19 protein-coding genes are annotated in these 21492 nt (G+C 74.7%); 10 read left to right on the forward strand and 9 right to left on the reverse strand.

What is annotated here, in order from left to right:
* Positions 1–2 precede the first annotated feature (2 nt).
* Both AMK27_RS09340 and AMK27_RS42970 read left to right on the forward strand, forming a co-directional pair.
* Positions 3–1487, forward strand: coding sequence for an SDR family NAD(P)-dependent oxidoreductase (locus tag AMK27_RS09340; protein ID WP_073904656.1), 1485 nt, complete (start codon positions 3–5; stop codon positions 1485–1487).
* Positions 1488–1787: 300 nt separating this feature from the next.
* A complete protein-coding gene (locus AMK27_RS42970) occupies positions 1788–1958 on the forward strand; it encodes a hypothetical protein (RefSeq protein WP_198955828.1) in 171 nt (56 codons plus the stop codon).
* 55 nt (positions 1959–2013) lie between these two features.
* On the opposite strand, the gene AMK27_RS09345 is transcribed toward AMK27_RS42970, so the two are convergent.
* From AMK27_RS09345 to AMK27_RS09355, 3 genes are read right to left on the reverse strand one after another with little or no spacing between them, the layout of a single operon-like run.
* Positions 2014–3441, reverse strand: a complete 1428-nt coding sequence (locus AMK27_RS09345) for a lipase maturation factor family protein (protein WP_073904658.1) — start codon at positions 3439–3441, stop codon at positions 2014–2016.
* 22 nt (positions 3442–3463) lie between these two features.
* The gene (locus AMK27_RS09350; RefSeq protein ID WP_073904660.1) at positions 3464–4015 is read right to left on the reverse strand and encodes a DUF1990 family protein; all 552 of its coding nucleotides are present in this window, start codon (positions 4013–4015) and stop codon (positions 3464–3466) included.
* The gene (locus AMK27_RS09355; RefSeq protein WP_079188390.1) at positions 4012–4923 is read right to left on the reverse strand and encodes a YndJ family protein; all 912 of its coding nucleotides are present in this window, start codon (positions 4921–4923) and stop codon (positions 4012–4014) included. The genes AMK27_RS09350 and AMK27_RS09355 overlap by 4 nt, the downstream gene beginning before the upstream one ends.
* A gap of 283 nt (positions 4924–5206) precedes the next feature.
* Between AMK27_RS09355 and AMK27_RS09360 the strand changes: the two genes are divergently transcribed.
* The 3 genes from AMK27_RS09360 to AMK27_RS09370 all read left to right on the forward strand — a co-directional run bounded on the left by AMK27_RS09360 (position 5207) and on the right by AMK27_RS09370 (position 10041).
* Positions 5207–6394, forward strand: a complete 1188-nt coding sequence (locus AMK27_RS09360) for a DUF6777 domain-containing protein (protein ID WP_241847401.1) — start codon at positions 5207–5209, stop codon at positions 6392–6394.
* Between the two features lie 160 nt (positions 6395–6554).
* Positions 6555–8534 (forward strand): SpoIIE family protein phosphatase, encoded by a 1980-nt coding sequence (locus tag AMK27_RS09365; protein WP_241847455.1) that lies wholly within the window; start codon positions 6555–6557, stop codon positions 8532–8534.
* A gap of 142 nt (positions 8535–8676) precedes the next feature.
* The gene (locus tag AMK27_RS09370) at positions 8677–10041 is read left to right on the forward strand and encodes a wax ester/triacylglycerol synthase family O-acyltransferase (RefSeq protein ID WP_073904664.1); all 1365 of its coding nucleotides are present in this window, start codon (positions 8677–8679) and stop codon (positions 10039–10041) included.
* An 8-nt stretch (positions 10042–10049) separates the two neighbouring features.
* On the opposite strand, the gene AMK27_RS44155 is transcribed toward AMK27_RS09370, so the two are convergent.
* The 3 genes from AMK27_RS44155 to AMK27_RS09390 form a co-directional block, all read right to left on the reverse strand.
* Positions 10050–11693 (reverse strand): alpha/beta hydrolase, encoded by a 1644-nt coding sequence (locus AMK27_RS44155; RefSeq protein ID WP_073904666.1) that lies wholly within the window; start codon positions 11691–11693, stop codon positions 10050–10052.
* Between the two features lie 402 nt (positions 11694–12095).
* Complete coding sequence (locus AMK27_RS09385; RefSeq protein WP_073904668.1) at positions 12096–13472, reverse strand: sensor histidine kinase; 1377 nt, start codon at positions 13470–13472, stop codon at positions 12096–12098.
* Entirely contained in the window at positions 13469–14143 is a 675-nt protein-coding gene (locus tag AMK27_RS09390) for a response regulator transcription factor (RefSeq protein ID WP_073905902.1), read from the reverse strand. The genes AMK27_RS09385 and AMK27_RS09390 overlap by 4 nt, the downstream gene beginning before the upstream one ends.
* A gap of 105 nt (positions 14144–14248) precedes the next feature.
* On the opposite strand from AMK27_RS09390, the gene AMK27_RS09395 reads away from it, so the two are divergent.
* The 5 genes from AMK27_RS09395 to AMK27_RS09415 all read left to right on the forward strand — a co-directional run bounded on the left by AMK27_RS09395 (position 14249) and on the right by AMK27_RS09415 (position 19601).
* Entirely contained in the window at positions 14249–15121 is an 873-nt protein-coding gene (locus AMK27_RS09395) for an Fpg/Nei family DNA glycosylase (protein ID WP_073904670.1), read from the forward strand.
* A 176-nt stretch (positions 15122–15297) separates the two neighbouring features.
* Positions 15298–16065, forward strand: coding sequence for a LytR/AlgR family response regulator transcription factor (locus tag AMK27_RS09400; protein WP_073904672.1), 768 nt, complete (start codon positions 15298–15300; stop codon positions 16063–16065).
* 136 nt (positions 16066–16201) lie between these two features.
* Entirely contained in the window at positions 16202–16618 is a 417-nt protein-coding gene (locus tag AMK27_RS09405; protein ID WP_241847457.1) for a DUF485 domain-containing protein, read from the forward strand.
* An 8-nt stretch (positions 16619–16626) separates the two neighbouring features.
* A complete protein-coding gene (locus AMK27_RS09410) occupies positions 16627–18405 on the forward strand; it encodes a sodium/solute symporter (protein ID WP_073904674.1) in 1779 nt (592 codons plus the stop codon).
* A complete protein-coding gene (locus tag AMK27_RS09415) occupies positions 18402–19601 on the forward strand; it encodes a histidine kinase (protein WP_073904676.1) in 1200 nt (399 codons plus the stop codon). The genes AMK27_RS09410 and AMK27_RS09415 overlap by 4 nt, the downstream gene beginning before the upstream one ends.
* 36 nt (positions 19602–19637) lie before the next feature.
* Here the strand turns inward: AMK27_RS09415 and AMK27_RS09420 are convergent, their stop codons facing one another.
* From AMK27_RS09420 to AMK27_RS09430, 3 genes are all read right to left on the reverse strand, one after another.
* Positions 19638–20078 carry a hypothetical protein gene (locus AMK27_RS09420; protein ID WP_382512445.1) on the reverse strand — a complete coding sequence of 147 codons (441 nt, stop codon included), beginning with the start codon at positions 20076–20078 and terminating at the stop codon, positions 19638–19640.
* Between the two features lie 343 nt (positions 20079–20421).
* A complete protein-coding gene (locus tag AMK27_RS09425; protein ID WP_073904679.1) occupies positions 20422–20835 on the reverse strand; it encodes a PaaI family thioesterase in 414 nt (137 codons plus the stop codon).
* Positions 20836–20839: 4 nt separating this feature from the next.
* Positions 20840–21397 carry a sigma-70 family RNA polymerase sigma factor gene (locus AMK27_RS09430; protein ID WP_073904681.1) on the reverse strand — a complete coding sequence of 186 codons (558 nt, stop codon included), beginning with the start codon at positions 21395–21397 and terminating at the stop codon, positions 20840–20842.
* Positions 21398–21492 lie beyond the last annotated feature (95 nt).

Consider the following 21492-nt stretch of genomic DNA (forward strand, 5'->3'; position numbering starts at 1 on the left):
CCATGACGGTGACCGAAGAAAACCAGGACTACGGGCCGGGAATCGACCCCGATCGCCTGGCCGTCTGCCTCGGCGTCCTCGACGAGCTCGACAAGCTGGACGTCGACCACCCGGACGCCATCCGCGTCCGGCGCGCCACCGCCGGGATCTACCGGACCGTGAAGCAGCGCCGCCGCCAGGAGCGCCGGGCGTTCAAGACGGCCAACGACAAGGCGGTCACCGAGGCCACGGCCACCGGCTCCGCGCAGCGCATCGACGACGAGACCGAGGGCATCCTGCCGTCCTCGGTCACCGAGGAGGGCCGGATCGCCGGGATACTCCAGCGTCCGCGCTCCTGCTACGTCTGCAAGACGCGGTTCGTCGAGGTCGACTACTTCTACCACCAGCTCTGCCAGAAGTGCGCCGCCGAGAACCGGTCCAAGCGCGAGGCCCGCGCCGACCTCACCGGCAAGCGCGCCCTGCTCACCGGCGGCCGGGCGAAGATCGGCATGTACATCGCGCTGCGGCTGCTGCGCGACGGGGCCCACACCACCATCACCACCCGCTTCCCCAAGGACGCCATCCGCCGCTTCAAGGCGATGGAGGACTCGGCGGACTGGATGCACCGCCTCGAGGTCGTCGGCATCGACCTGCGCGATCCGGCCCAGGCCGTGGCGCTCGCCGACCAGATGACCGAGGCCGGTCCGCTGGACATCCTCATCAACAACGCGACGCAGACCGTGCGCCGGCTGCCGTCCGCGTACGCCGCCCTCGTGGAGGGCGAGAGCGCCGCGCTGCCGGCCGGCGAGCTGCCCGCCCACCACGTGATCGGAGCCTTCAACTCCGGCGCGGTCGGCGAGCTCGTCGGATCGTCCGAGCTTCCCGCCGGCGTGCGCGACCTGGAGGCCCAGCAGGTCGCCGACCTGGCGCTCGTCGCGGGCAACGCCACCATCGCCAAGCACCTCGACGGCACCGCCATCGACGCGGGCGGCCTGGTCCCGGACGTCGTCGACTCCAACACCTGGGTGCAGAGCATCGAGCAGATCTCCCCGGTGGAGCTCCTCGAGACCCAGCTGTGCAACTACACGGCGCCGTTCATCCTCATCAGCAAGCTGCGCCCGGTGATGGCGGAGGCGGCGAGGAAGGCCGCCTCGGGACGTTCGTACGTCGTGAACGTCTCCGCCATGGAGGGCGTCTTCAGCCGTGGCTACAAGGGCGCCGGTCACCCGAACACCAACGCCGCCAAGGCCGCGATGAACATGGTGACGCGGACCAGCGGCGAGGAGATGTTCAAGACCGACGGCATCCTCATGACCTCGGTCGACACCGGCTGGATCACCGACGAGCGTCCGCACTTCGACAAGCTGCGCCTCGCCGAGGCCGGCTTCCACGCCCCGCTCGACCTGGTCGACGGCGCGGCCCGGGTGTACGACCCGATCGTGCGCGGCGAGGACGGCGTGGACCTCTACGGCTGCTTCCTGAAGGACTACGCCCCCGCGAACTGGTAGGAACCCTCAGGGACCGCCCGCACAGGCGGTTTCCGCCGTTCCGGCAAGAGCGCCTCACCGGCCAGGTGGGGCGCTCTTTCGGCTTGGTTCACCCGATTGCGTCACAGTTCGGAGCCCGGTAGAGCGCAGGCGTGCTCATTTGGTTAGTGTGATGTCCACGGTCGGCCACCGAGGAGACACACCGTCCTCACGGTCTTCCAGGGACAGGCCTGCCACCAAGGCCGCGGTCCCGCCCGACAACGGCGCCACCGCGACCGACCGGCATCTGTCCTACAGGTACGCGACACAGAGGAGTGCGCGGTGACACCAGAACTGACGAAGCAGGAACCGCGACCGGCCGAACCCAACGACCGGACGCGCAGGAGCGGCGAGCTGGGGAGCCTCGACGTGTGGGCCCACGCGGCCCCGATCCGGCTCGCGGGCTACGAGGACGACCTCGCCGAGCCCCACATCCTGCCCAGCATCGACTGATCCCCGCTTCACCCCCGGTGCCCCCGGCCGTTCGCGGCCGGGGGCACCGGTGCGTTCAGCGGGGTCCGCGCGCCGGTTCCCGCAGCCGGGTCGGCGGCAGGTACTCCCGGACGAGCGTCCGGTGCCACCAGGCCCCGGTCGCGCGCAGCTCGCGCCAGGTCGTGTAGCGGTACCGGTAGAGCCGCGCGCGGACGAACGTCGGCGGCGCGTCGGGGAACGGGTTGCGGGCGAGCAGCCGCAGGGTGTCCCGGTCTCCGTCGAGCAGCCGCTCGACGAACGGCCCGAACCAGTCGCGCGCGTACCCCGGGCTGAGCGCCGCGAACCACATCAGCCAGTCGAGCCGCAGATGGTACGGGGCGAACTGGCGGGGCAGCCGGCGCGGATCACCGGGCTTGCCCTTGAAGTCGTACTCCCGCCACACCGTGCCCGCGTGCGGCACCGGTTCGTCGGTGCCCTCGACGACGATCTCGTCCCTGATCCGCCCGACCGTGCCGAACGCCCCATAGGTGTTGACCAGGTGGTACGGGTCGTACGAGCGGTTCATCGCCTGGTTCCGGGAGAGCAGGTTGCGCACCGGGCGGTAGCTCCGTACCAGGACGAACAAGGTGACCACGACGACCAGGACCACGTACCAGACCGGCGGATCGGGCCGGGGGTGCTCGCCGGTGACGGGGGAGGCGTCCACGACGGAGAGGGCGAGCACGATGGTGATCCAGTTCAGCCAGGCGAAGTTGCCGGAGAGCACCAGCCACAGCTGGGTGGCGATCATCAGACCGGCCGCGACCGTGGCCACCGGCTGCGGGGTGAACAGCAGGAACGGCACGAAGAGCTGGACGACGTGGTTGGCCGCCGCCTCCGCCCGGTGCAGCGGGCGCGGGAGGTGGTGGAAGAACCAGCTCAGCGGGCCGGGCATCGGCTGGGTCTCGTGATGGTGGCAGAGGCAGGTCAGGTCGCGCCAGCACGGGTCGCCGCGGATCTTGATGAGCCCGGCGCCGAACTCGACCCGGAAGAGCAGCCAGCGCAGCAGGAACAGCACGAGGACCGGCGGTCCGACCTCGTCGTTGCCGAGGAAGACCGCCAGGAACCCGGTCTCCAGGAGCAGCGACTCCCAGCCGAAGGCGTACCAGGTCTGGCCCACGTTCACGATCGACAGGTACAGCGCCCACAGGACCAGCCACAGCAGCATCGACACCGGTAGCGGTACCGCGTCCCCGGCGCCCGCGAGCAGCGCGAGGGCGAGCGCGGCGCCTGACCAGGCGACCGCGGCGAAGAGGCGGTCGGAGTAGCGCCAGTGGAAGAGCGAGGGGGTGTGCCGCGGCCGGGTGCCGCGCACGTACGCCGGTACGGGGAGCATGCCGCGCTCCCCGATCAGCGCCCGGAACTGCAGGGCCGCCGACAGGAACGCCACGCAGTACAGCCCGGCGAGGCCCCGCTGGAAGACGATCCGGCTCAGCCAGTGGTCGGGTGCGGTGAACCACTCCATCGCTTCCAGTATCGGCCCGGGATCACGTCCTGACGAGGCGCCGCAGCGTCCGGCCCAGCATGCGCGCGTACTCCCGCTGGAGAAGGGGGACCACGGGGCCGCCGAGCCGGGTGTACCAGGCGACGGGGCGGCTGAACGCGGTGACCGCGAACCGCACCGTGCCGTCCGGCTCCAGGTGGACCATGAAGGACTCCTCGCCGCACTCCGGGTGCCCGGTCAGGGTCCCGTAGGCGAAGCCGACGCGCCGCTCCTCGTACGCGGTCCAGATCACCGAGCAGGGGGCGCCGAGCCGGAGCGGGCCGAGGCCCGCCGATATCTCGACGGTCACGCCGGGCGCGGCCCGGTCGGCGTCGGCGAGGAGGCGCGCCCCGGTGGCGCGGTGCATCCGCCAGGTGGTGACGGCGGCTCCGGCGGCCTCGAAGGCGGCCCGGCCGTGGCCGACGACCGCGCTGTACCGGAGGTGGTGGTAGCCCTCGGGGAGGTCGGCCGGGGTGCGGGTGGCGGCGACCTCGCGGTAGCTGAGGGCCGGGCGGGAGCGGTCGGGCCGGGACAGGCTGCTCATGAGGCGGGTCATGCGGGAAGCTCCGTTCGCGGGTGGGCCGGGGGAGGGGCGGGGGTCGTGGGAGTCGTGAGGTGGGTCGAGGGCGGGTGCGGCGCCGCGTGGTCCGAGCGGAGGCGGCGGTGGGCGAGCAGCGCGCAGACGGCGAAGCCCAGGGCGTTGCCCAGGCCGTGGGTCGCGGCCGTCCAGGTCAGATCGAGGTGCGGAAGGCCGGTCGCCTCGCCCACCGCCCAGCTCAGCGCGAGCAGCATGGTGGCGAAGAGGACCAGGGCCGATACGGCGAGCAGTCCCCGGGTGAGGCGGTCGGCCGCCAGGGCGCGGCGCTCGCGCAGGGTCAGGACCGCGACCGCCGTCATGCCGGCCGTCAGGACGACCGCGCCGAGCAGCTCGGCCCAGTCGTCGACGAAGTAGCCCAGCAGGACGAGCAGGGTGCCCGCCGGGACGCTGAGCGCGGCGAAGCGGGCGGCGGGGCCGTCGGCGACGCGGCAGAGGAGACCGGCGACGAGGGCGGCGGCGAAGCCCGCGAAGTGGAAGTGCGGGACGGTCAGCGCCAGGATGTCCAGGTCGAAGCCGAAGAGCGGGTACGAGGCCCGTTCCGCGACCAGGGCGAGCCCGGCGACCGAGGGCGCGACCAGGGCGGTGAGGACCGCGACCTCGCCGGGTGCCAGGGAACGGTTCAGGACCAGCCGGGCCGGGGCCTGGAGCGCGAGGGCCAGCGTGGCGAGGGCGTAGACGGCGGCGAGCCCGGTCGACAGCCCGGAGCGGGGCAGCCAGAGGGCGAGCACGCCGGGCACGGCGAACAGCGGCCAGGCGCGCCGGAGCGGATCCCACCCCGGTGGCCGGGGGCCGTCGAGGAGCGCGAGCCCCGTCGGGACCACCCAGACCATGCCGACGGTGACGACCGTGCCCACCAGGACCGACAGTGCGGTCATCGCGCCTCCCCCCACTTGAACGTGTTCAACTGGCAGGTTCGAGCGTAGAGCCTTTCTTGAACGTGTTCAAGTGCGTGGGCGACACGGTCGGCGGCCCTCCGCTTGCGGGGCCCCGCGCACTGCGACAGACATGAAGGACTGGCCGGAACCGGGCGCCGTGGCCCGGGAGAGAAAGCGGGAGAACCAGGTGCGCTCACCCCTCTGCCGGACGTGGCGAACCCCCGCCGCTCCCGGCGCGACCCACCCGACCGCCCCCGACCCGGCGGCTTCCCACGTGTCCGGCCCGACCGCCCCCGACCCGGCATCTCCCCGCGTGTCCGGCCCGCGCGCCGCCGTCGCCCGGTCCGCGCTCGCGGCACTCACCGCCTCGCTCCTCCTCGCCGGGTGCACCTCCGTCTGGGAGGGGTCCCGCGGCGGTGCCCAGCCCGCCGCGGCCGGTCCGACGCAGGACGTCCTCCTCCAGCCCTTCGCCGCCCAGGGCCCCGACCCCTTCACCGAGTCCTCGGCGCGGGCCACCGCGCGGACGTCCGCCCCGGCCCAGGGCCCGGAGAGCGACGGCGCGCAGATCCGGGAGGTCACCGGCTCCACCCCCGGCCTCTACGGCGGCACGCGCGCGGAGGGCAGCTGCGACGTCGAGCGACAGGTCGCGTCCCTCTCCGCCGAAGCGGACCGGACCCGCGCCTTCGCCGAGGCCGCCGGAATCCGCGACACCGACCTCGCCGACTGGCTGCGCGGGCTGACCCCGGTCGTCCTGCGCTCGGACACCCGGGTCACCAACCACGGCTACAGCGAGGGCAGGGCCAAGGCCTTCCAGTCCGTCCTCCAGACCGGTACGGCGGTCCTCGTCGACCAGTACGGCTCCCCGCGCGTCCGCTGCGCCTGCGGCAACCCGCTCCGCACCCCGACCGCCGTCCAGGACGGCATCCACCAGGGCGAACCGTGGGACGGCTTCGACCCCGAGCGCGTGATCGTCGTCCGGCCGACCACCACCGTGGTCACCAGCCTGGTCATCGTCAACAACGCGGACCGCAGCTGGATCGAGCGGGCCACCGGCAGCGACGGGGCCGAGGACCGCAAGCCCGCCGTGGAACCCGACTGCGACCCGGACCGCTGCGCCCTCGGCGAGGCGACGCCCGACCCGAGCGCCCCCGGCCGCCGTCCGTCCTCCGACCCCGCCTCGCCCGACAGCCCCTCCCGGCCCGTCCCGTCCGCGCCGGTCCCCCCGGTCCCGGAGAGCCCGCTGCCCGACACCTCGGGGGGCACCGGCACCGCCCCGAGCCCCGCCGACCCCGACCCCTACCCCGTGCCCGACGCGGATCCGTACCAGGACCCGAACACCGACCCCGCCGACCCCTTCGCGGAGCCCCCGGGCGAGCCGACCGTCCCGGACGGCGAACTGCCGCCCGAGGACCTCTTCCCCGCCCAGCCGGTCCCGGACCAGCCCGAGACCTTCGAGGGATGAAACGGATCTTCATGGTGCGCACGGGCGGGGCTGCGCCTAGCGTGGCCCCATGAACGCGGGCAGCGGGGGAGGGGATGCGGTCGGGCGGCTCAGCCGCGCCCTGGAGGGAGCCGGCACCGGGAGGGCACGGATCCTGGGCGCGTTCGGCACGGCCTTCCGGATGGGCGGTTTCGACTGGGACCTCGTCGACGGCACGATGGTCATGGACGAGGCCGCGCTCGACGTCTTCGACATGGACCCCGCCGAGTACGACGGCCGACCCGACTCGCTCGGCTCGCGGGTGCTGCCGGACGAGGCCCGCCGCCTCGACACCCTGGTCGCCACGGCGCTCAAGGACGGCAGCGCCGAGTACGGCGCGTACTTCCGCATCCGCCGCCGGGACGGCGTGCACCAGTGGACCCACACCCAGGGGATCGTCCACCGCGACGACAGCGGCCGCCCGGTCCGCATCGTCGGTGTCGTCAGGGACGCCACCCACGAGCTCAGCGAGTCCGCCGCCCGGCTCGGACTCGACGAGGGGCAGCGCCGGCGCGCCGGCGTCGTCGAGGGCACCACGGCCGCCCTCGCCTACGCGCGGACCGTGCAGGACGTCATCGACCTGCTCAACGACTCCCACGCGCTGGAGCACTTCGGCGCCGCGAGCCTCGTCATGGGCCTCCTCGACGCCGGCCGCATCCATCTGGTCGCCGAGGGCCCCGACGGCGCCTTCGTGCCGGGCACCCGGTTCACCCGGGTGGACGAGCCGTACCCGATGAGCGAGGTGATCCGCACCCTGCGGCCGCGGTTCATCGAGTCGCCCCGGGACTTCGCCGACTCCTTCCCGGTCCTCTGGCCGCACATCAGCGGACTCGGCATCACCGCGGCCGTGTACCTCCCGCTCATCGCCCAGGCCCGGCCCATCGGCGCGCTCGGGCTCCTCTACAGCGACAAGACGGGCTTCAGCGAGGACGAGCGGACCCTGCTCGTCGCTCTCGGCAGCAGCATCGCCCAGAGCCTCCAGCGGGCCATGCTGTACGAGCAGGAGCACGACCTCGCCGAGGGGCTCCAGCAGGCGATGCTGCCCCGCCGGATCCCCGAGGTGCCGGGCGCCCAGACGGCCGTCCGCTACCGTTCCGCCCGCCTCGGCCGGGACATCGGCGGCGACTGGTACGACATCATCGCGCTCCCCGGCGGCCGGGTCGGCGCCGTCATCGGGGACGTACAGGGCCACGACACCCACGCGGCGGCCGTCATGGGCCAGCTGCGGATCGTGCTGCGCGCCTACGCCGCCGAGGGGCACACCCCGGCCACGGTGATGGCCCGCGCCTCCGTCTTCCTGCACGAACTCGACACCGAGCGCTTCGCCACCTGCACCTACGCCGAGGTCGACCTCGGCACCGGGGTCGTCCAGGTGGTGCGCGCCGGCCACGTCGACCCGCTGATCCGGGAGGTGGACGGGCGCTGCCGCAGGATTCCCGTGGAGGGCGGACTGCCGCTCGGGCTCTCCGCCGAGTTCGGCCGGCTGGACTACCCGGTGACCACGCTGGAACTGGACCCCGGACAGACCCTGATGCTCTACACCGACGGTCTCGTCGAGAAGCCCGGCTCCGACCTCGACGAAGGCCTCCAGTGGCTCTCCGCCCTCGTCCGGCGCGGGCCCGCCGACCTCCAGGAGCTCGCCGACCACCTGTGCGACGTGGTCGCCGACCGCGGCGGCGAGGACGACGTCGCGATCCTGCTCCTGCGCCGCGAGGCCGCGACCGCCGGCCACGGAGCGGGCCGGTTCCAGCAGCACGTGGCCCAGAACGACCCCGAGGCGCTGAGCTCGGCCCGGCACATGATCAGGGCCGCCGTCCGGGCCTGGGGCGCCGAGGAACGGGCAGACGAGATCGAGCTGGTCGCCGACGAACTCATGACCAACGCGCTGATGCACACCGACGGCGGGGCCATCGTGACCCTGCGGATCCTCGGCGGGGCCGAACGCCGGCTCCGGGTGGAGGTCGAGGACCGCTCCAGCGCACTGCCCCGGCGCCGCGAGGCGGGCGAGGCGGGCGTCTCCGGGCGGGGACTGCTGCTCGTCGACCAGATCTCCGACGTCTGGGGAGTGGAGTCCCGGGGGAGCGGCAAGTGCGTGTGGTGCGAATTCACCGTGCAGAACTGAGCCCGTCACAGAGAGGTGCGACGGTGGACGGAAGGGCGCGACTGCTGACAGAGCGTGCACGGTTCGTCCTTGACCGTAACTGTCGGTGCACGATTGACTGCGTGCTCCCGGCTCTCCGCGCAGCAAGTACGTGAGGACACGAGTGAGCAGCGAGCTACTGGCACCGCTAGACCTGGCCTTCTGGCACCTGGAATCCACCGCGCACCCCCTCCACCTCGGGGCGCTCGCCCACTTCGGCCCCGCCCCGACGTCCGGCGGCCAGGAACCGCCGGACGTCCTCGGCCTGCTCGCCCGCCGCGCCGCCGCCGTCCCCCGGCTCCGGATGCGCGTCCGCGACGTCCTGCTGCCCGTGGGCGGCGCCGCCTGGAGCGCCGACCCCGACTTCGACGTACGCCGGCACGTCCACGAGATCGCCCTCACCGGCGCCGACTTCCCCGCCGAGGCCGCCCGCCTCGCCGCCGAACTCATGGAACGGCCCGTCGCCCGCGGCCTGCCGCCCTGGGAGATGTACCTGCTCAGCGGCGCCCCCGACGGCTCCTTCGCCGTCCTCGTGAAACTCCACCACGCCCTCGCCGACGGCATGCGCGCGGTCGCCATCGGCGCCGGCATCTTCGACGAGATCGCCGCGGGCCGCCGCACGGCCGGCGGCGCCCGCCCCGTGCCCCCGCGCTCCTGGCTCCCCGGGCCGGGACGGCTCCTCGGCATGGCCCGCGACCGGCTCGGCGACCTCGGCCGGGCCGTCGAGGTCGGTGCCTCCGTCGTCCGCGCCAGCCGCCTCGACGGACGCCCCACCGCCGCACTCGCCGCCGAGCCCAGCGGCACCCGCCGGATCGCCACCGCGTCGCTGCCCCTGGAACGCGTCCACCGGATCCGCCGCACCACCGGGGGCACCGCCAACGACGTCCTCCTCGCCCTGGTCGCCGGGGCACTGCGCCGCTGGTTCGACGGCCGCGGGCCGGCCCTCCCCGGAGCCGACCTCCGGGCCCTCGTCCCCGTCTCCCGGCGGCGGCCCGGCACCCCGCCCGGCCCCGGCAACAGCCTCTCCGGCTACCTCCTCGACCTGCCCGTCACCGAGGCCGACCCGGCGAACCGGCTGGCCGCGGTCCGGAGCGCCATGGACCGCAACAAGGCCGCCGGCCCCCTCAGGGGCGCCGGGGCCGTCGCCCTCCTCGCCGACCAGCTGCCGCCGCTCGCCCACCGCTTCGGCGCCCCGTTCGCCGCGGGTGCGGCCCGCATCCTCTTCGACCTCCTGGTCACCCAGGTGCCGCTGCCGCGCTCCGCGCTCTCCCTGGGCGGGGCGCCGCTGCGCGCGCTCTTCCCCATGGCCCCGCTGGCCCGCGGCCAGTCCCTCGCCGTCGCCATGTCCCCGTACGGCGGCCAGGTCCACATCGGCCTCGTCGCCGACGGCGAGGCCGTCCCCGACCTCGACGCGCTCGCCGGGGCCCTGACGGCCGAACTCGACCTCCTGGACCCGCCGGAGACGCCGGAGCGCCCGGAGAGGCCGTAACCCGACGCCTACGGGGTGCAGGCCGTGCCGGGGCGGACCTTCGCCAGGCGGATCAGGTACTCCTCGACCTTCCTGTCGACGCAGGGGTTGCGGCCGTACCCGGTGTGCCCGGGGGCCTCGAAGGACAGCAGCATGCCGCCGGGGAACTGGCGCGCCAGGCTCACCGCCTCGGCGTACGGCGTCGCCGGGTCCCCGGCCGTGCCCACGACCAGGACCGGGGGGACACCCGCGGCGCTCACCCGGTGCGGGCGCTGCGGCCCGGCCGGCCAGTCCTTGCAGACCAGTTCGCCCGTCACCCCGGCGGTGCCGTAGACGCCCGCCGCCTCTTCGGCGGGGGCGAGCGCGTCCCAGTAGGCCCGCGGGTCGCGCGGGTGGGGGACGTCGAGGCAGTTGATCGCGATGAGGGCGGCCTCGCTGTTGTCCTCGGGGACGGTGCCGGCGTCGGACTCGGGGCCGGATGCGTCGTCGCTTCCGGTGTCGGTGCCGGACTCGGACTCGGCGTCGGTGCCGGGCGGCTCCTCCTCTCCCGACGCGAGCGCCGCCAGCTTCGTACCGTCCCCGCCGTCCGCCTCCCCCAGGGCCTCGGAGAGCGCGGCCCACTGGTCCTCGGGTGTGTACATGGACAGGCTCAGCGCGGAGACCACGGCCGCGGCGTCGAGACCGTACGCGGCATCGTCGACCGGCAGCGGCTCGCGCCGCGTCCGCTCGACGAGCCGGTCGATCAGCCCGCGTATCTCCTCGGGCGTCGCACCGGGGCAGCCGTCGCCGACCACATCGGCGCAGGAGGCCGCGTACTCCTCCACCGCGTCCCGGAAACCGGCGGCCTGACCGAGCGTCCGCTGCCGCCAGTCGAGCGACGGATCGACCGCCCCGTCGAGGACCATCGCCCGGACGCGGCGCGGGAACTGCTCGGCGTACGAGGTGCCCAGGCTCGTGCCGTACGACCAGCCGACGTAGGTCAGCCGCCGGTCGCCGAGCGCCGCCCGCAGGACGTCGAGGTCGCGGGCGGCGTCGACCGTGCCGACGTGCGCGAGCAGCGGCCCGCTGGCCTTCCGGCAGCCGTCCGCGGTGGCCCGCGCGTCCGCGAGGGCGTCGGGGCGCTCGGCGTCCGTGCGGGGGACGAGGGGAGGAGAGAACGCGTCGTCGCCCGGGGCTGTGTCCGCGGACCCCGCAGGGGTGCAGGTCAGCGCCGGCCTGCTCTCCCCGACGCCGCGCGGGTCGAAGGACACGACGTCGAAGCGCTCGCGTACACCGGGGCCCATCGCGTCGGCGCCGCCGTCCTCGATGAGCCGTACGCCCCGCTCGCCGGGACCCCCGGGGTTGAGGACGACCGACCCGACGCGCTTCCCGGGGACCGCCGTGGCCGCCTTCGCGACCGGCAGGACGAAGGTCCTGCCGTCGCCGGGGCGCGCGTAGTCCATCGGAACGGTGAGCGACGCGCAGAGGTGGTCGCCGCACGGCTTCCAGGCGAGCTTCTGGCCGTAGAAGCGCCGCAGGTCGGCCCGGTCTGCCGGATCGGCGGGCCCGGCCGAGGACCCCGGCCGGCTCCCGCCGGGGCCGGACCCGGCCGTACAGGCGCCGAGGGAGGCGACGCCGAGCACGGCGAGGGCGAGAACGAGCGCCTGGCGGCGGCGGGTGGGGGCGGTGGTCACGAGGTACTCCCATGGGTGGTCGGTCCAGGGAAGGATCGCGCGGGGATGCTGAGGATTTGCTGAGGCGGGGGAGGCGGGGGAGGCGGGGGAGGCGGGGGAGGCGGGGGAGGCGGGGGAGGCGGGGGAGGCGGGGGAGGCGGGGGAGGCGGGGGAGGCGCGACGGGGCCGATGAGGCGCAGGAGGCGCGACGGGCGGAGGGGCGTCCGCGCTGTCATCGCGAGGCTGTGGCTGTACGGAGTGAGGGGCAGCCCAGAGCCCGCGGCCGGCCCGAGGGAGCCGCCGTCGTCCTGAGGCTGCGGCCGTCCGGCGGCTGCGGTCCTTCGGAGGGTGCGGCCGTCCTGAGTCAGCTGCCGCCGTCCTGAGGCCGCGGCGGCTGGGACCCGGCGCGCCCCGACCCGGCACTCAGTCCGGTGTCGGCAGCCTCAGGACGAACCTCGCCCCGCCCCCGTCCGCCCGCCCCGCCGTGAGCGTGCCGCCGTGGGCGTGGGCGACCCAGGACGCGATCGACAGACCGAGGCCGGTCGACCCCGATCCGCTGCGGAAGCGTTCGAACAGGGCGCCGACGACCTCGGGCGGCAGGCCGGGCCCCGCGTCCTCGACCGTCAGCGTGCCGTCCCGGGTCACCGTGATCCGTACCTCCGCCGGGACACCGGGCGCGTGGCCGTGCGCGAGCGCGTTGCCCAGCAGGTTGCCGACGGCGCGCCGGACCAGGTCGGGGTCGGCGACCACGACCGTGTCCTCGGCCTCGACCCGCACCCGATGGCCCTCCGCGGACGCCTCGGCCTCCTGGACGACCGCCTCCACCACCTGGTCGAGGCGGAGCGGCTGGCGCGCCACCGCGGCCGTGCCGGACATGAGGCGGGCCCGTGTCAGCAGCCCGTCGACGAGCCTGCCCATGCCCTCCGCGAGACGCAGCGTGCGCCGGTGCACCTCGGTGCTGTCCGTGTCGCCGCGCAGCGCCGTCTCCGCGAGCGTCCGCAGCGAGGCCGCGGGGGTCCGCAGATCGTGCGCCGCGTCCGCCAGGAACGCCTCCTGCTGCCCGAGCGCGGTGAGCGCGGGCCGGACCGCCCGCCCCGACAGGGCGTGTCCGACGGCCGCCGAGAGGAGGACGAGGACCGCGCAGCCGCCCGTCACCAGCCAGACCAGCCGCCGGTGGTCGTCGCCCTGCGCCGAGGCGTCGGTCAGGGTCACCAGGGCGCCCTGCGGCGCCGTGTCCTCCGCCGCCTCCGGCGGGTAGAAGGGCAGCGCGAAGACCCGTACCGGCTCTCCGCCCGCCGTGTGCCGGTCGAAGCCGCGCGCCTCCCCGGCCCGCACGGCCGCCCGCCCTGCCTCCATGACCACCCCGGGACCGGCCGTCAGGCACGGCGCCGCGGGCGCGCGCTGGACGATCAGCTCCCCGTCGTCGGTCCTGCCGGACCCGGTGCCACCGGTTCCGGTCCCGCTCGTCCCGGCCTCGGCCGCCGTGTTCACGAGGAGCACGGTCAGCGGTGGGCAGTCGGTGTCGACCGTGTCCGCGAGGACGTCCGTGGTCGGCCGCCCGGTCTCGTCGGTCTCCAGCAGCCCCAGGGCCCAGCTGGTGTCCGCCTCCATCGAGTGGTCGAGCTGCTCCCGCCAGCGCGCGCTGTCGCTGCGTACGGCGAGCGCGGCCATCGCGACCAGGCCCACGGCGCTGGTCAGCGCGAACAGCAGACTGATCCGGCGGCGCAGCCGCAGGACCCGCTCCGTCGGCGTGAGCGGGCCCGACGACCCCGCCGACCTGCGGGAGGACCCCCGCCTCACCGTGTGCCGTCGGGCGGCGCGAGCCGGTAGCCGACCCCGCGCACGGTGTGGATCAGTGGCGGGTCCCCGAGCTTGCGGCGGAGCTGGGAGACGAGCACCTCGAGGACGTTGGACCGCGGGTCGGCCATCTCGTCCCAGCAGCTCTCGATCAGCTCGGCACGCGGGACCGCCTGGTCGGCGCGGGCCGCGAGGGCCTCGAGGACCGCGAACTCCCTGGCGGTGAGCGTGAGGAGCACCCCGGCCCGGCGGACCAGCCGACGTGCCGTGTCGATCTCCAGGTCGCCGACGTGCCGGACCGGGGGCCGGACGACGGCGGAGCGCCGGCACAGGCTGTGCACCCGGGCGACGAGCTCGGGCACGGCGAACGGCTTCACCAGGTAGTCGTCGCCCCCGCTGGCGAAGCCCTCCACGCGGTCCGCCACCGTGTCGCGCGCGGTGAGGAAGAGCACCGGCACGGCGCGGCCGTCGCGCCGCAGCCCCTCGACGAAGGCGGCGGCGTCCCCCGACGGCAGCATCCGGTCGAAGACCGCGCAGTCGTACGCGGTCACGAACAGGGCCTCGTCGGCCCGGGGCAGATCGGCGGCCTCGTCGACGGCGAGCCCGGCGGCCCGCAGAGCGGCGGCCACCCCGAACCGGAGGTCTTCGTCGTCCTCGACGAGCAGTACGCGCACGTCACCCACCCTAGGGGGTGCCTTCCCGATCATGCCGGGCCCCGGTGGACACGCCCCGGCGGTGTCCGGCGAGCGGCCCAGCCGGCCGTGCGGCAGGGTGGGAGCATGCCCGAACTCCCCGAGGTGGAAGCGCTCCGCGCGTTCCTCGACACGCATCTGGTGGGCAAGGAGATCGCCCGCGTGCTGCCCGTCGCGATCAGCGTGCTCAAGACGTACGACCCGCCCCTGAGCGCCGTCGAGGGCGCCGAGGTCACCGCGGTCGGACGGCACGGGAAGTTCCTCGACCTCACCGTCGCGGGCCCCGCCGGTGAGCTGCACCTGCTCTTCCACCTCGCCCGCGCGGGCTGGCTCCGCTGGCAGGACCCGCTGCCCTCGGGACCGCCGAAGCCCGGCAAGGGGCCGCTGGCGCTGCGGACCGCGCTCACCGGCGGCGACGGCTTCGACCTCACCGAGGCGGGCACCACCAAGCGCCTCGCCGTGTACGTGGTGCACGACCCGGGGGAGGTCCCGGGCGTGGCGCGGCTCGGACCCGACCCGCTCGCCGAGGACTTCGGCCCCGAGGAGTTCGCCGCCCTGCTCTCCGGCGAACACCGCCAGATCAAGGGCGCCCTGCGCGACCAGGGCCTCATCGCCGGCATCGGCAACGCGTACAGCGACGAGATCCTCCACGCCGCGAAGATGTCCCCCTTCAAACCCACCCAGAACCTCACCCCGGACGAGACCGCCGCCCTCTACACGGCGATGCGGACCACCCTCCACGAGGCCGTCGAACGCTCCCACGGCCTCGCCGCCGGCAAGCTCAAGGCCGAGAAGAAGAGCGGTCTGCGCGTCCACGGCCGCACCGGTGAACCCTGCCCCGTGTGCGGGGACACCATCCGCGAGGTCTCCTTCAGCGACTCCTCCCTCCAGTACTGCCCGACCTGCCAGACCGGCGGCAGGCCGCTCGCCGACCGCCGTCTGTCCAAGCTCCTGAAGTAGCCCGAGGCCGCGGAAGCGCTCGCGAAACCACTCGCGGAAGCGTCGCGCTCGCGGAAGCCTCGGGCTCGCAAGAGCCTCGCGCTCGCGGACGTGCCCGAGGCTGCGGACGTGCCCGAGGCCGTGGAGTCGCCGGCGCTCGCGGAGGCGCTCCTCGACCGCCGGTTACACTCCGCCGCATGCTGCGCGTACTGGCCGTCGACGACGAGGAACCCGCCCTCGGGGAGCTGCTCTACCTGCTGCGCGCCGACCCCCGTGTGCGCTCCGCCGAGGGCGCGGGGGACGCCACCGCCGCCCTCCGCAGGATCGGGCGCGCCCTGGAGACCGGGCCGGACGGCGACGACGCCGTCGACGTCGTCTTCCTCGACATCCACATGCCGGGCCTCACCGGGCTCGACGTGGCCCGCCTGCTCGCCGGCTTCGCCCGCCCGCCGCTCGTCGTCTTCGTCACCGCCCACGAGGGCTTCGCACTCCAGGCCTTCGACCTCAAGGCGGTCGACTACGTTCTGAAGCCCGTCCGAAGGGAGCGCCTCGCCGAGGCCGTGCGCCGCGTCCACGACCTCGTGCACGCCACCGCCGCCCCGGCCGCGGCCGGGCCCGCCGCGCCCGCCGTGGCCGAGCAGGTCCCCGTCGAGCTGGGCGGGATCACCCGGTTCGTCTCCGTCGACGACATCGTCTACGTCGAGGCCCACGGCGACTACGCCCGCCTCCACACCGACCACGGCAGCCACCTCGTCCGCATCCCGCTCTCCACCCTCGAGGAGCGGTGGGCGGCCCGCGGCTTCGTCCGCATCCACCGCAGCCATCTCGTGGCGCTCGCCCGGATCGACGAGCTCCGCCTCGACGGCGGCGCCACCTCCGTACGGGTCGGAGACACCGACCTGGCGGTCAGCCGGCGGCACGCCCGGCCCCTGCGCGACCTGCTGATGCGCCGCGCAGGGGGCTGAGCCCGACGGCGCCGACCCCCTACCGCGGGTGTTCCCACCTGCGTAGACTCCACGCGAACCGGGCCCCGATGGCCGCTCCTTCCGACCGAAGCGGACGACGATGTCCGATCAGATGCCCGATCAGATGCCCGAGCAGATGTCCGAGCAGCACCCTCCCCCGTCCGTCGGCCGAGGGGACCCCCAGCGCAGGCCCCGCCGCGAGACCGTCACGTACGCCTCCGCCCACGGCGCCGGGACGACCGTGCCGGACGCCGCCAGGCGCCGTCCCGTCCATCCGCCGGCGCGCTCCGAGATAGACGAGCAGACCACCCTCGGCCACACCTACGTCCGCTCCCTGATGCGCAGCCAGCTGCGCGCCGCACTCACCGCCCTGGGCGCGCTCGCGCTGCTCGTCGGCTCGCTGCCGCTGGTCCTCGCCCTGCCCGCCCCCGAAGCCTTCGTCTGGCTCGCCCTCGGCGTCGGGGTGTATCCCGTCGTCTGGGGGATCGCCCACTGGTACGTACGGCGCGCCGAACGCAACGAGCGCGACTTCACCGGCCTCGTCGAACGCTGAAGCACCGCGTGAACCAGACCTACGCCGTCGCAGCCGTCACCGCGGTCGTCCTCGCCACCGTCCTCATCGGCGCCCTCGGCCTGCGGATCTCCCGGACGACCTCCGACTTCTACGTGGCCTCGCGCACGGTCCGGCCCGGCCTCAACGCCGCCGCCATCAGCGGCGAGTACCTCTCCGCCGCCTCCTTCCTCGGCATCGCCGGGCTCGTCCTCGTCCAGGGCCCCGCGATGCTCTGGTACCCCGTCGGCTACACCGCCGGCTACCTCGTGCTGCTGGTCCTCGTCGCCGCCCCGCTGCGCCGCTCGGGGGCGTACACCCTCTCCGACTTCGCGGAGGCCCGCCTCCAGTCCCCGCAGGTGCGCCGTCTCGCCAGCCTGTTCGTCGTCGGCATCGGCTGGCTCTACCTGCTGCCCCAACTCCAGGGCGCCGGGCTCACCCTGGAGATCCTCACCGGAGCGCCCGACTGGGTCGGCGGGCTGCTCGTCGCCCTCGTCGTCACCGGTACGGTCGCCGCGGGCGGCATGCGCAGCATCACCTTCGTCCAGGCCTTCCAGTACTGGCTGAAGCTGACCGCCCTGCTCGTCCCCGTCCTCTTCCTGCTCGCGGCCTGGTACGGGGACGGGGCGCCCCGGGCCCGCTTCGACGCCCCCGCCGTGCTGCGCGGCCACACCGTCGTCACGGTGGCCGACGCGGTACGGATCGGTCTCGACGACCCGCTCACCGTCACGGTCACCGGCAGCGTCGACGCGGTCCCGTACGAGAAGCGGACCGTGACCCTGGCCCCCGGCACGCATCACGTCGCCGGCGGCACGACCCTCGCCTTCGCGCCGGGAGCGGCACTGCCCGAGAGGGTCGCCGCAGGCGCGGAACCTCCCCCGGACTCCGGCCGGCCGGAGTCCCGGCTCGATCCGCTCGGCTGGTCCCAGCCGCTGGCCGGCGGCCGCGACGGACACCAGCTGTACGCCACGTACGGACTGATCCTCGCGACCTTCCTCGGCACCATGGGCCTGCCGCACGTCGCCGTCCGCTTCTACACCAGCCCGCACGGCCGGGCGGCCCGCCGCACCACCCTCGTCGTGCTCGGACTCGTCGGCGCCTTCTACCTGCTGCCGCCGCTGTACGGCGCCCTCGGCCGGATCTACGCCCCCGAGCTCGCCCTCACCGGTTCCGCCGACGCCGCCGTGCTCGTGCTGCCGGACCGCATCCTGGGCGGGCTGCTCGGCGACCTCCTGGGCGCGCTCCTCGCGGGCGGCGCCTTCGCCGCCTTCCTCTCCACCGCCTCGGGGCTCACCATGTCCGTCGCCGGAGTCCTCACCCAGGATGTCCTGCCGTCCCGGGGCGTACGGCACTTCCGTCTCGCGACCCTGCTCGCCACCGCCGTACCGCTGGTGGTGGGGGTGTTCGCCTCGAAGGTGCCGGTCGCCGACGCGGTCGGCCTCGCGTTCGCCGTCTCCGCCTCCTCGTTCTGCCCGCTGCTGGTGCTCGGCATCTGGTGGCGGCGCCTCACCCCGCCCGGCGCGACGGCCGGGCTGCTGCTGGGCGGCGGCTCCGCGCTCGCGGCCGTCATGGCGACCCGGGCGGGGCTCGCCCCCGAGGGCTGGCCGCACACCCTGATGGCCTGGCCCGCGGTCTGGTCGGTGCCGCTCGGTTTCCTCACCATGGTCCTGGTCTCCCTCGCCACACCCCGCCGTGTCCCGCCCGGCACTCCGGCGCTCCTCGCCCGCCTCCACCTGCCGGAGGAGATCACCGGCACCGTGCCCGCCGCCGTCCAGGAGGTCCGCCGATGAGCGGCATCGCCCTCGCCGCCGCGGCCGCCGCCGGCGCCGTGCTGCTCGCCGCGGGCTTCGCCCTCGGACGGTTCACCGCCCGGCGGGCCGCCGATCCCGATCTCGGCACCCCCGTCGAACGCGCCACCTTCCACACCCTCCACACCGCCTCCCTCGCCGCGCCGCCGCTCCGCGCCGGGCTCACCGAGGAGACCGCGCGCAGGGCGGCGGGCACCCTCCGCTCGCTGCTGGGCACCGAGGCGCTCTGCCTGACCGACCGGGGCGCCGTCCTCGCCTGGGACGGACCCGGTGAGGACCATCACCGGGCGCACGTGCCGGAGCAGGCCGCCGAGACCCTGGAGAGCGGCCGCAGCCGGTCCGTGCACACGGACTGCGCCGACCCCGCCTGCCCGCTGCGCTGGGCGGTGATCGCCCCGCTCACCGGGGAGGACGGGGTGCTCGGCGCGCTCGTCGCCTACGGCTCGCGGGAGTCGGCCGTCCTGGTGCGGGCCGCGACCGAGGTGGCCCGCTGGGCCTCCGTACAGCTGGAGCTGGCCGAACTCGACCGCTCGCGCACCCGCATCGTGGAGGCCGAGATCCGTGCGCTGCGCGCGCAGATCTCCCCGCACTTCATCTTCAACTCCCTCGCCGCCATCGCCTCGTTCGTCCGTACCGACCCGGAGCAGGCCAGGGAACTGCTGCTCGAGTTCGCCGACTTCACCCGCTACTCCTTCCGCAGGCACGGCGAGTTCGCCCAGCTCGCCGACGAACTGCGTTCCATCGAGCAGTACTTGGCGCTCGCCGGGGCGCGCTTCGGCGACCGGCTGAAGGTGACGCTGCAGATCGCCCCCGAGGTGCTGCCGGTCACCCTGCCCTTCCTGTGCCTCCAGCCCCTGGTGGAGAACGCCGTGAAGCACGGACTGGAGGACCGGGAGCGGGGCTGCCGGGTCACGATCGCCGCCCGCGACGCGGGCGCGGAGGCCGTGGTGAGCGTCGAGGACGACGGCATCGGCATGGACCCGGAGCTGCTGCGGGCGGTGCTGCGCGGAGAGCACCCCGCCGGTTCCGGCATCGGCCTCTCCAACGTGGACGAGCGGCTGCGCCAGGTGTACGGGACGGAGTACGGACTCGTCATCGAGACGGGTGTCGGCGCGGGGATGAAGGTGACGGTACGCATCCCCAAGTACCGCCCCGGCGTCCACCGTTCACCGGCCTGACCGTGGACCGCAGACCGGCCGGACAGCCGGGCCGGCTCAGCGCAGGTGCAGCGAGAGATGGGCGAGCGGCAGCCCCAGCTTCCAGGCGGGCAGCCAGATCTGCTCCTCCTCGTCGACCGTGCAGCCGGACTCCTCGTCCGTCCGGGCGTCGAGGTCGGCGGCGAGGACCCAGGTGTCGCGCAGGCGCCGCCACGCGGTCTCCGCGAGCGCCAGGTCGGGGCCGCCGCCGGCCGTGCGGCGGGCCGCGAGCCGTTCCTCGACCCAGGGCGGCCAGGGCCGGTCGTACGCGGTGTGCCGCAGCCACTCGTCCACGCGGCCCGCGGGCCGGTCGTCCACCGGTCCGTCCGGCTCCTCCGAGAGGTGGACGGTGAGGGCGAGCGCCTGGAGGCCCGCCCGGTACTCCAGTGAGCCGGGTGCCACGAGGGCGGCGGCCCGCAGCACTTCGTCGGCCAGGTACTCGGCGCACAGCCAGGCCATCGGGACGGCGAGTTCGCCGCCACTCGTGCCGCCGGCGCCGTTCGTGCTCTCGGGGCGCAACGCTCCCACCTTCTCCCGGACATCGGGGACCCGGACGTGAGGGACCCGGGGAGAGCTTCCTCCGTGGAGGGCGCCCGTGTGTCCCGCTTTGCTCAACTCGCCCGTGTGCTTTCGGATACGTTTCCCGGCCGGATCGGTGCCGGTGGGATTGCTGATGTCCCGGGAGGTGCACGGGGCGGGGGAGGCGTCCCCGGCGGCAGCGGCGCGGCTCCGCCGACGGCCGGGGCGGCCGTCAGGGCGGTGCCCGGGGCGGCCGCCGGGCCGGCGCCCGGAGAGGGGCGGTTCAGCCGAGGAGCGCGTACACCGCGGTCGCGTGGGCGGCGGTCTCCTCCGTGCCCTCGGCCGTCATGGTGATGTCGGCGAAGGCCATCCGCTTTCCCGCCTTGGTGAGCCGGGCCCGCACGAGGACGTCGGCGCCGACGACCGCCCGCTGGAAGCTGATCGACTGCTGGACGGTGGTCATGGGCACGAAGCCGCCCCGGGCCGCGGCGACCGCGATCACGGTCGCGGTGTCGGCTGCGGCCATGAGGGCCTGCCCGGACAGGCCCCCGCCCTCCCGGGCGAGCCGCTCCGACCACGGGAGCCGGAGCACGGCCCCCTGGTCGTCGACCGAGGCGACGGTGAGCCCCAGATCGAGCACCCAGGGCGCGAAGTTGTCGGCGAGGATCTTTTCGGCGGCGGCGATGGTCAGCGTCACAGCGTCATTGTGAGGCCGTGGCACGGGGCCGGGCAACGGCCGCGCGGTGCGGCCGGTAGCCGGGCAGGGACCGGCCCAGCTGCCGCAGCGCGTAGTGGGAGCGGGACTTGACGGTGCCGGCCGGGATGCCGAGGTCGACGGCGGCCTCGTTGACGGTCAGACCGTGGAAGTAGATCCGGACCAGGACCTCGCGGTGCTCGGGGCTCAGTTCGCGGACGGCCGCCCGTACGTCGAGCGCGGCCTCGGCCGAGGCGGTGGCGTCGTCCGGGTCGGGGGTCACCGCGAGGACGCCGTCCCCGATCTCGGCGGGCCGGGCGAGGCGGGAGCGCCGGGCGTCGATGGCGAGGCGGCGGGCCACGGTGAAGAGCCAGGGGCGCATCGACTCGTAGGGGCCGTCGAAGGCCTCGGGGTGGAGCCAGGCCCGTACCAGGGTCTCCTGGACGAGGTCCTCGGCCCGCTGGCGGTCCCCGTAGGTGAGGCCGAGGAGGAAGGAGAGGAGTGCGGGGCCGTGGTCCCGCTGCAGCTCCTCGAGGGTCCGTTCGTCGGTGGTCGCCGTGGTCATGCTCCCCGCCTCTCCTGCGGCTCGTCGTCCGGGGCGTATCGCAACCCATTCGGACGGCGGGGGACAGGGAACGGACATCGGTCTGCGACGAACGG

Source organism: Streptomyces sp. CB02009 (genome assembly GCF_001905825.1).
Lineage (GTDB): Bacteria > Actinomycetota > Actinomycetes > Streptomycetales > Streptomycetaceae > Streptomyces.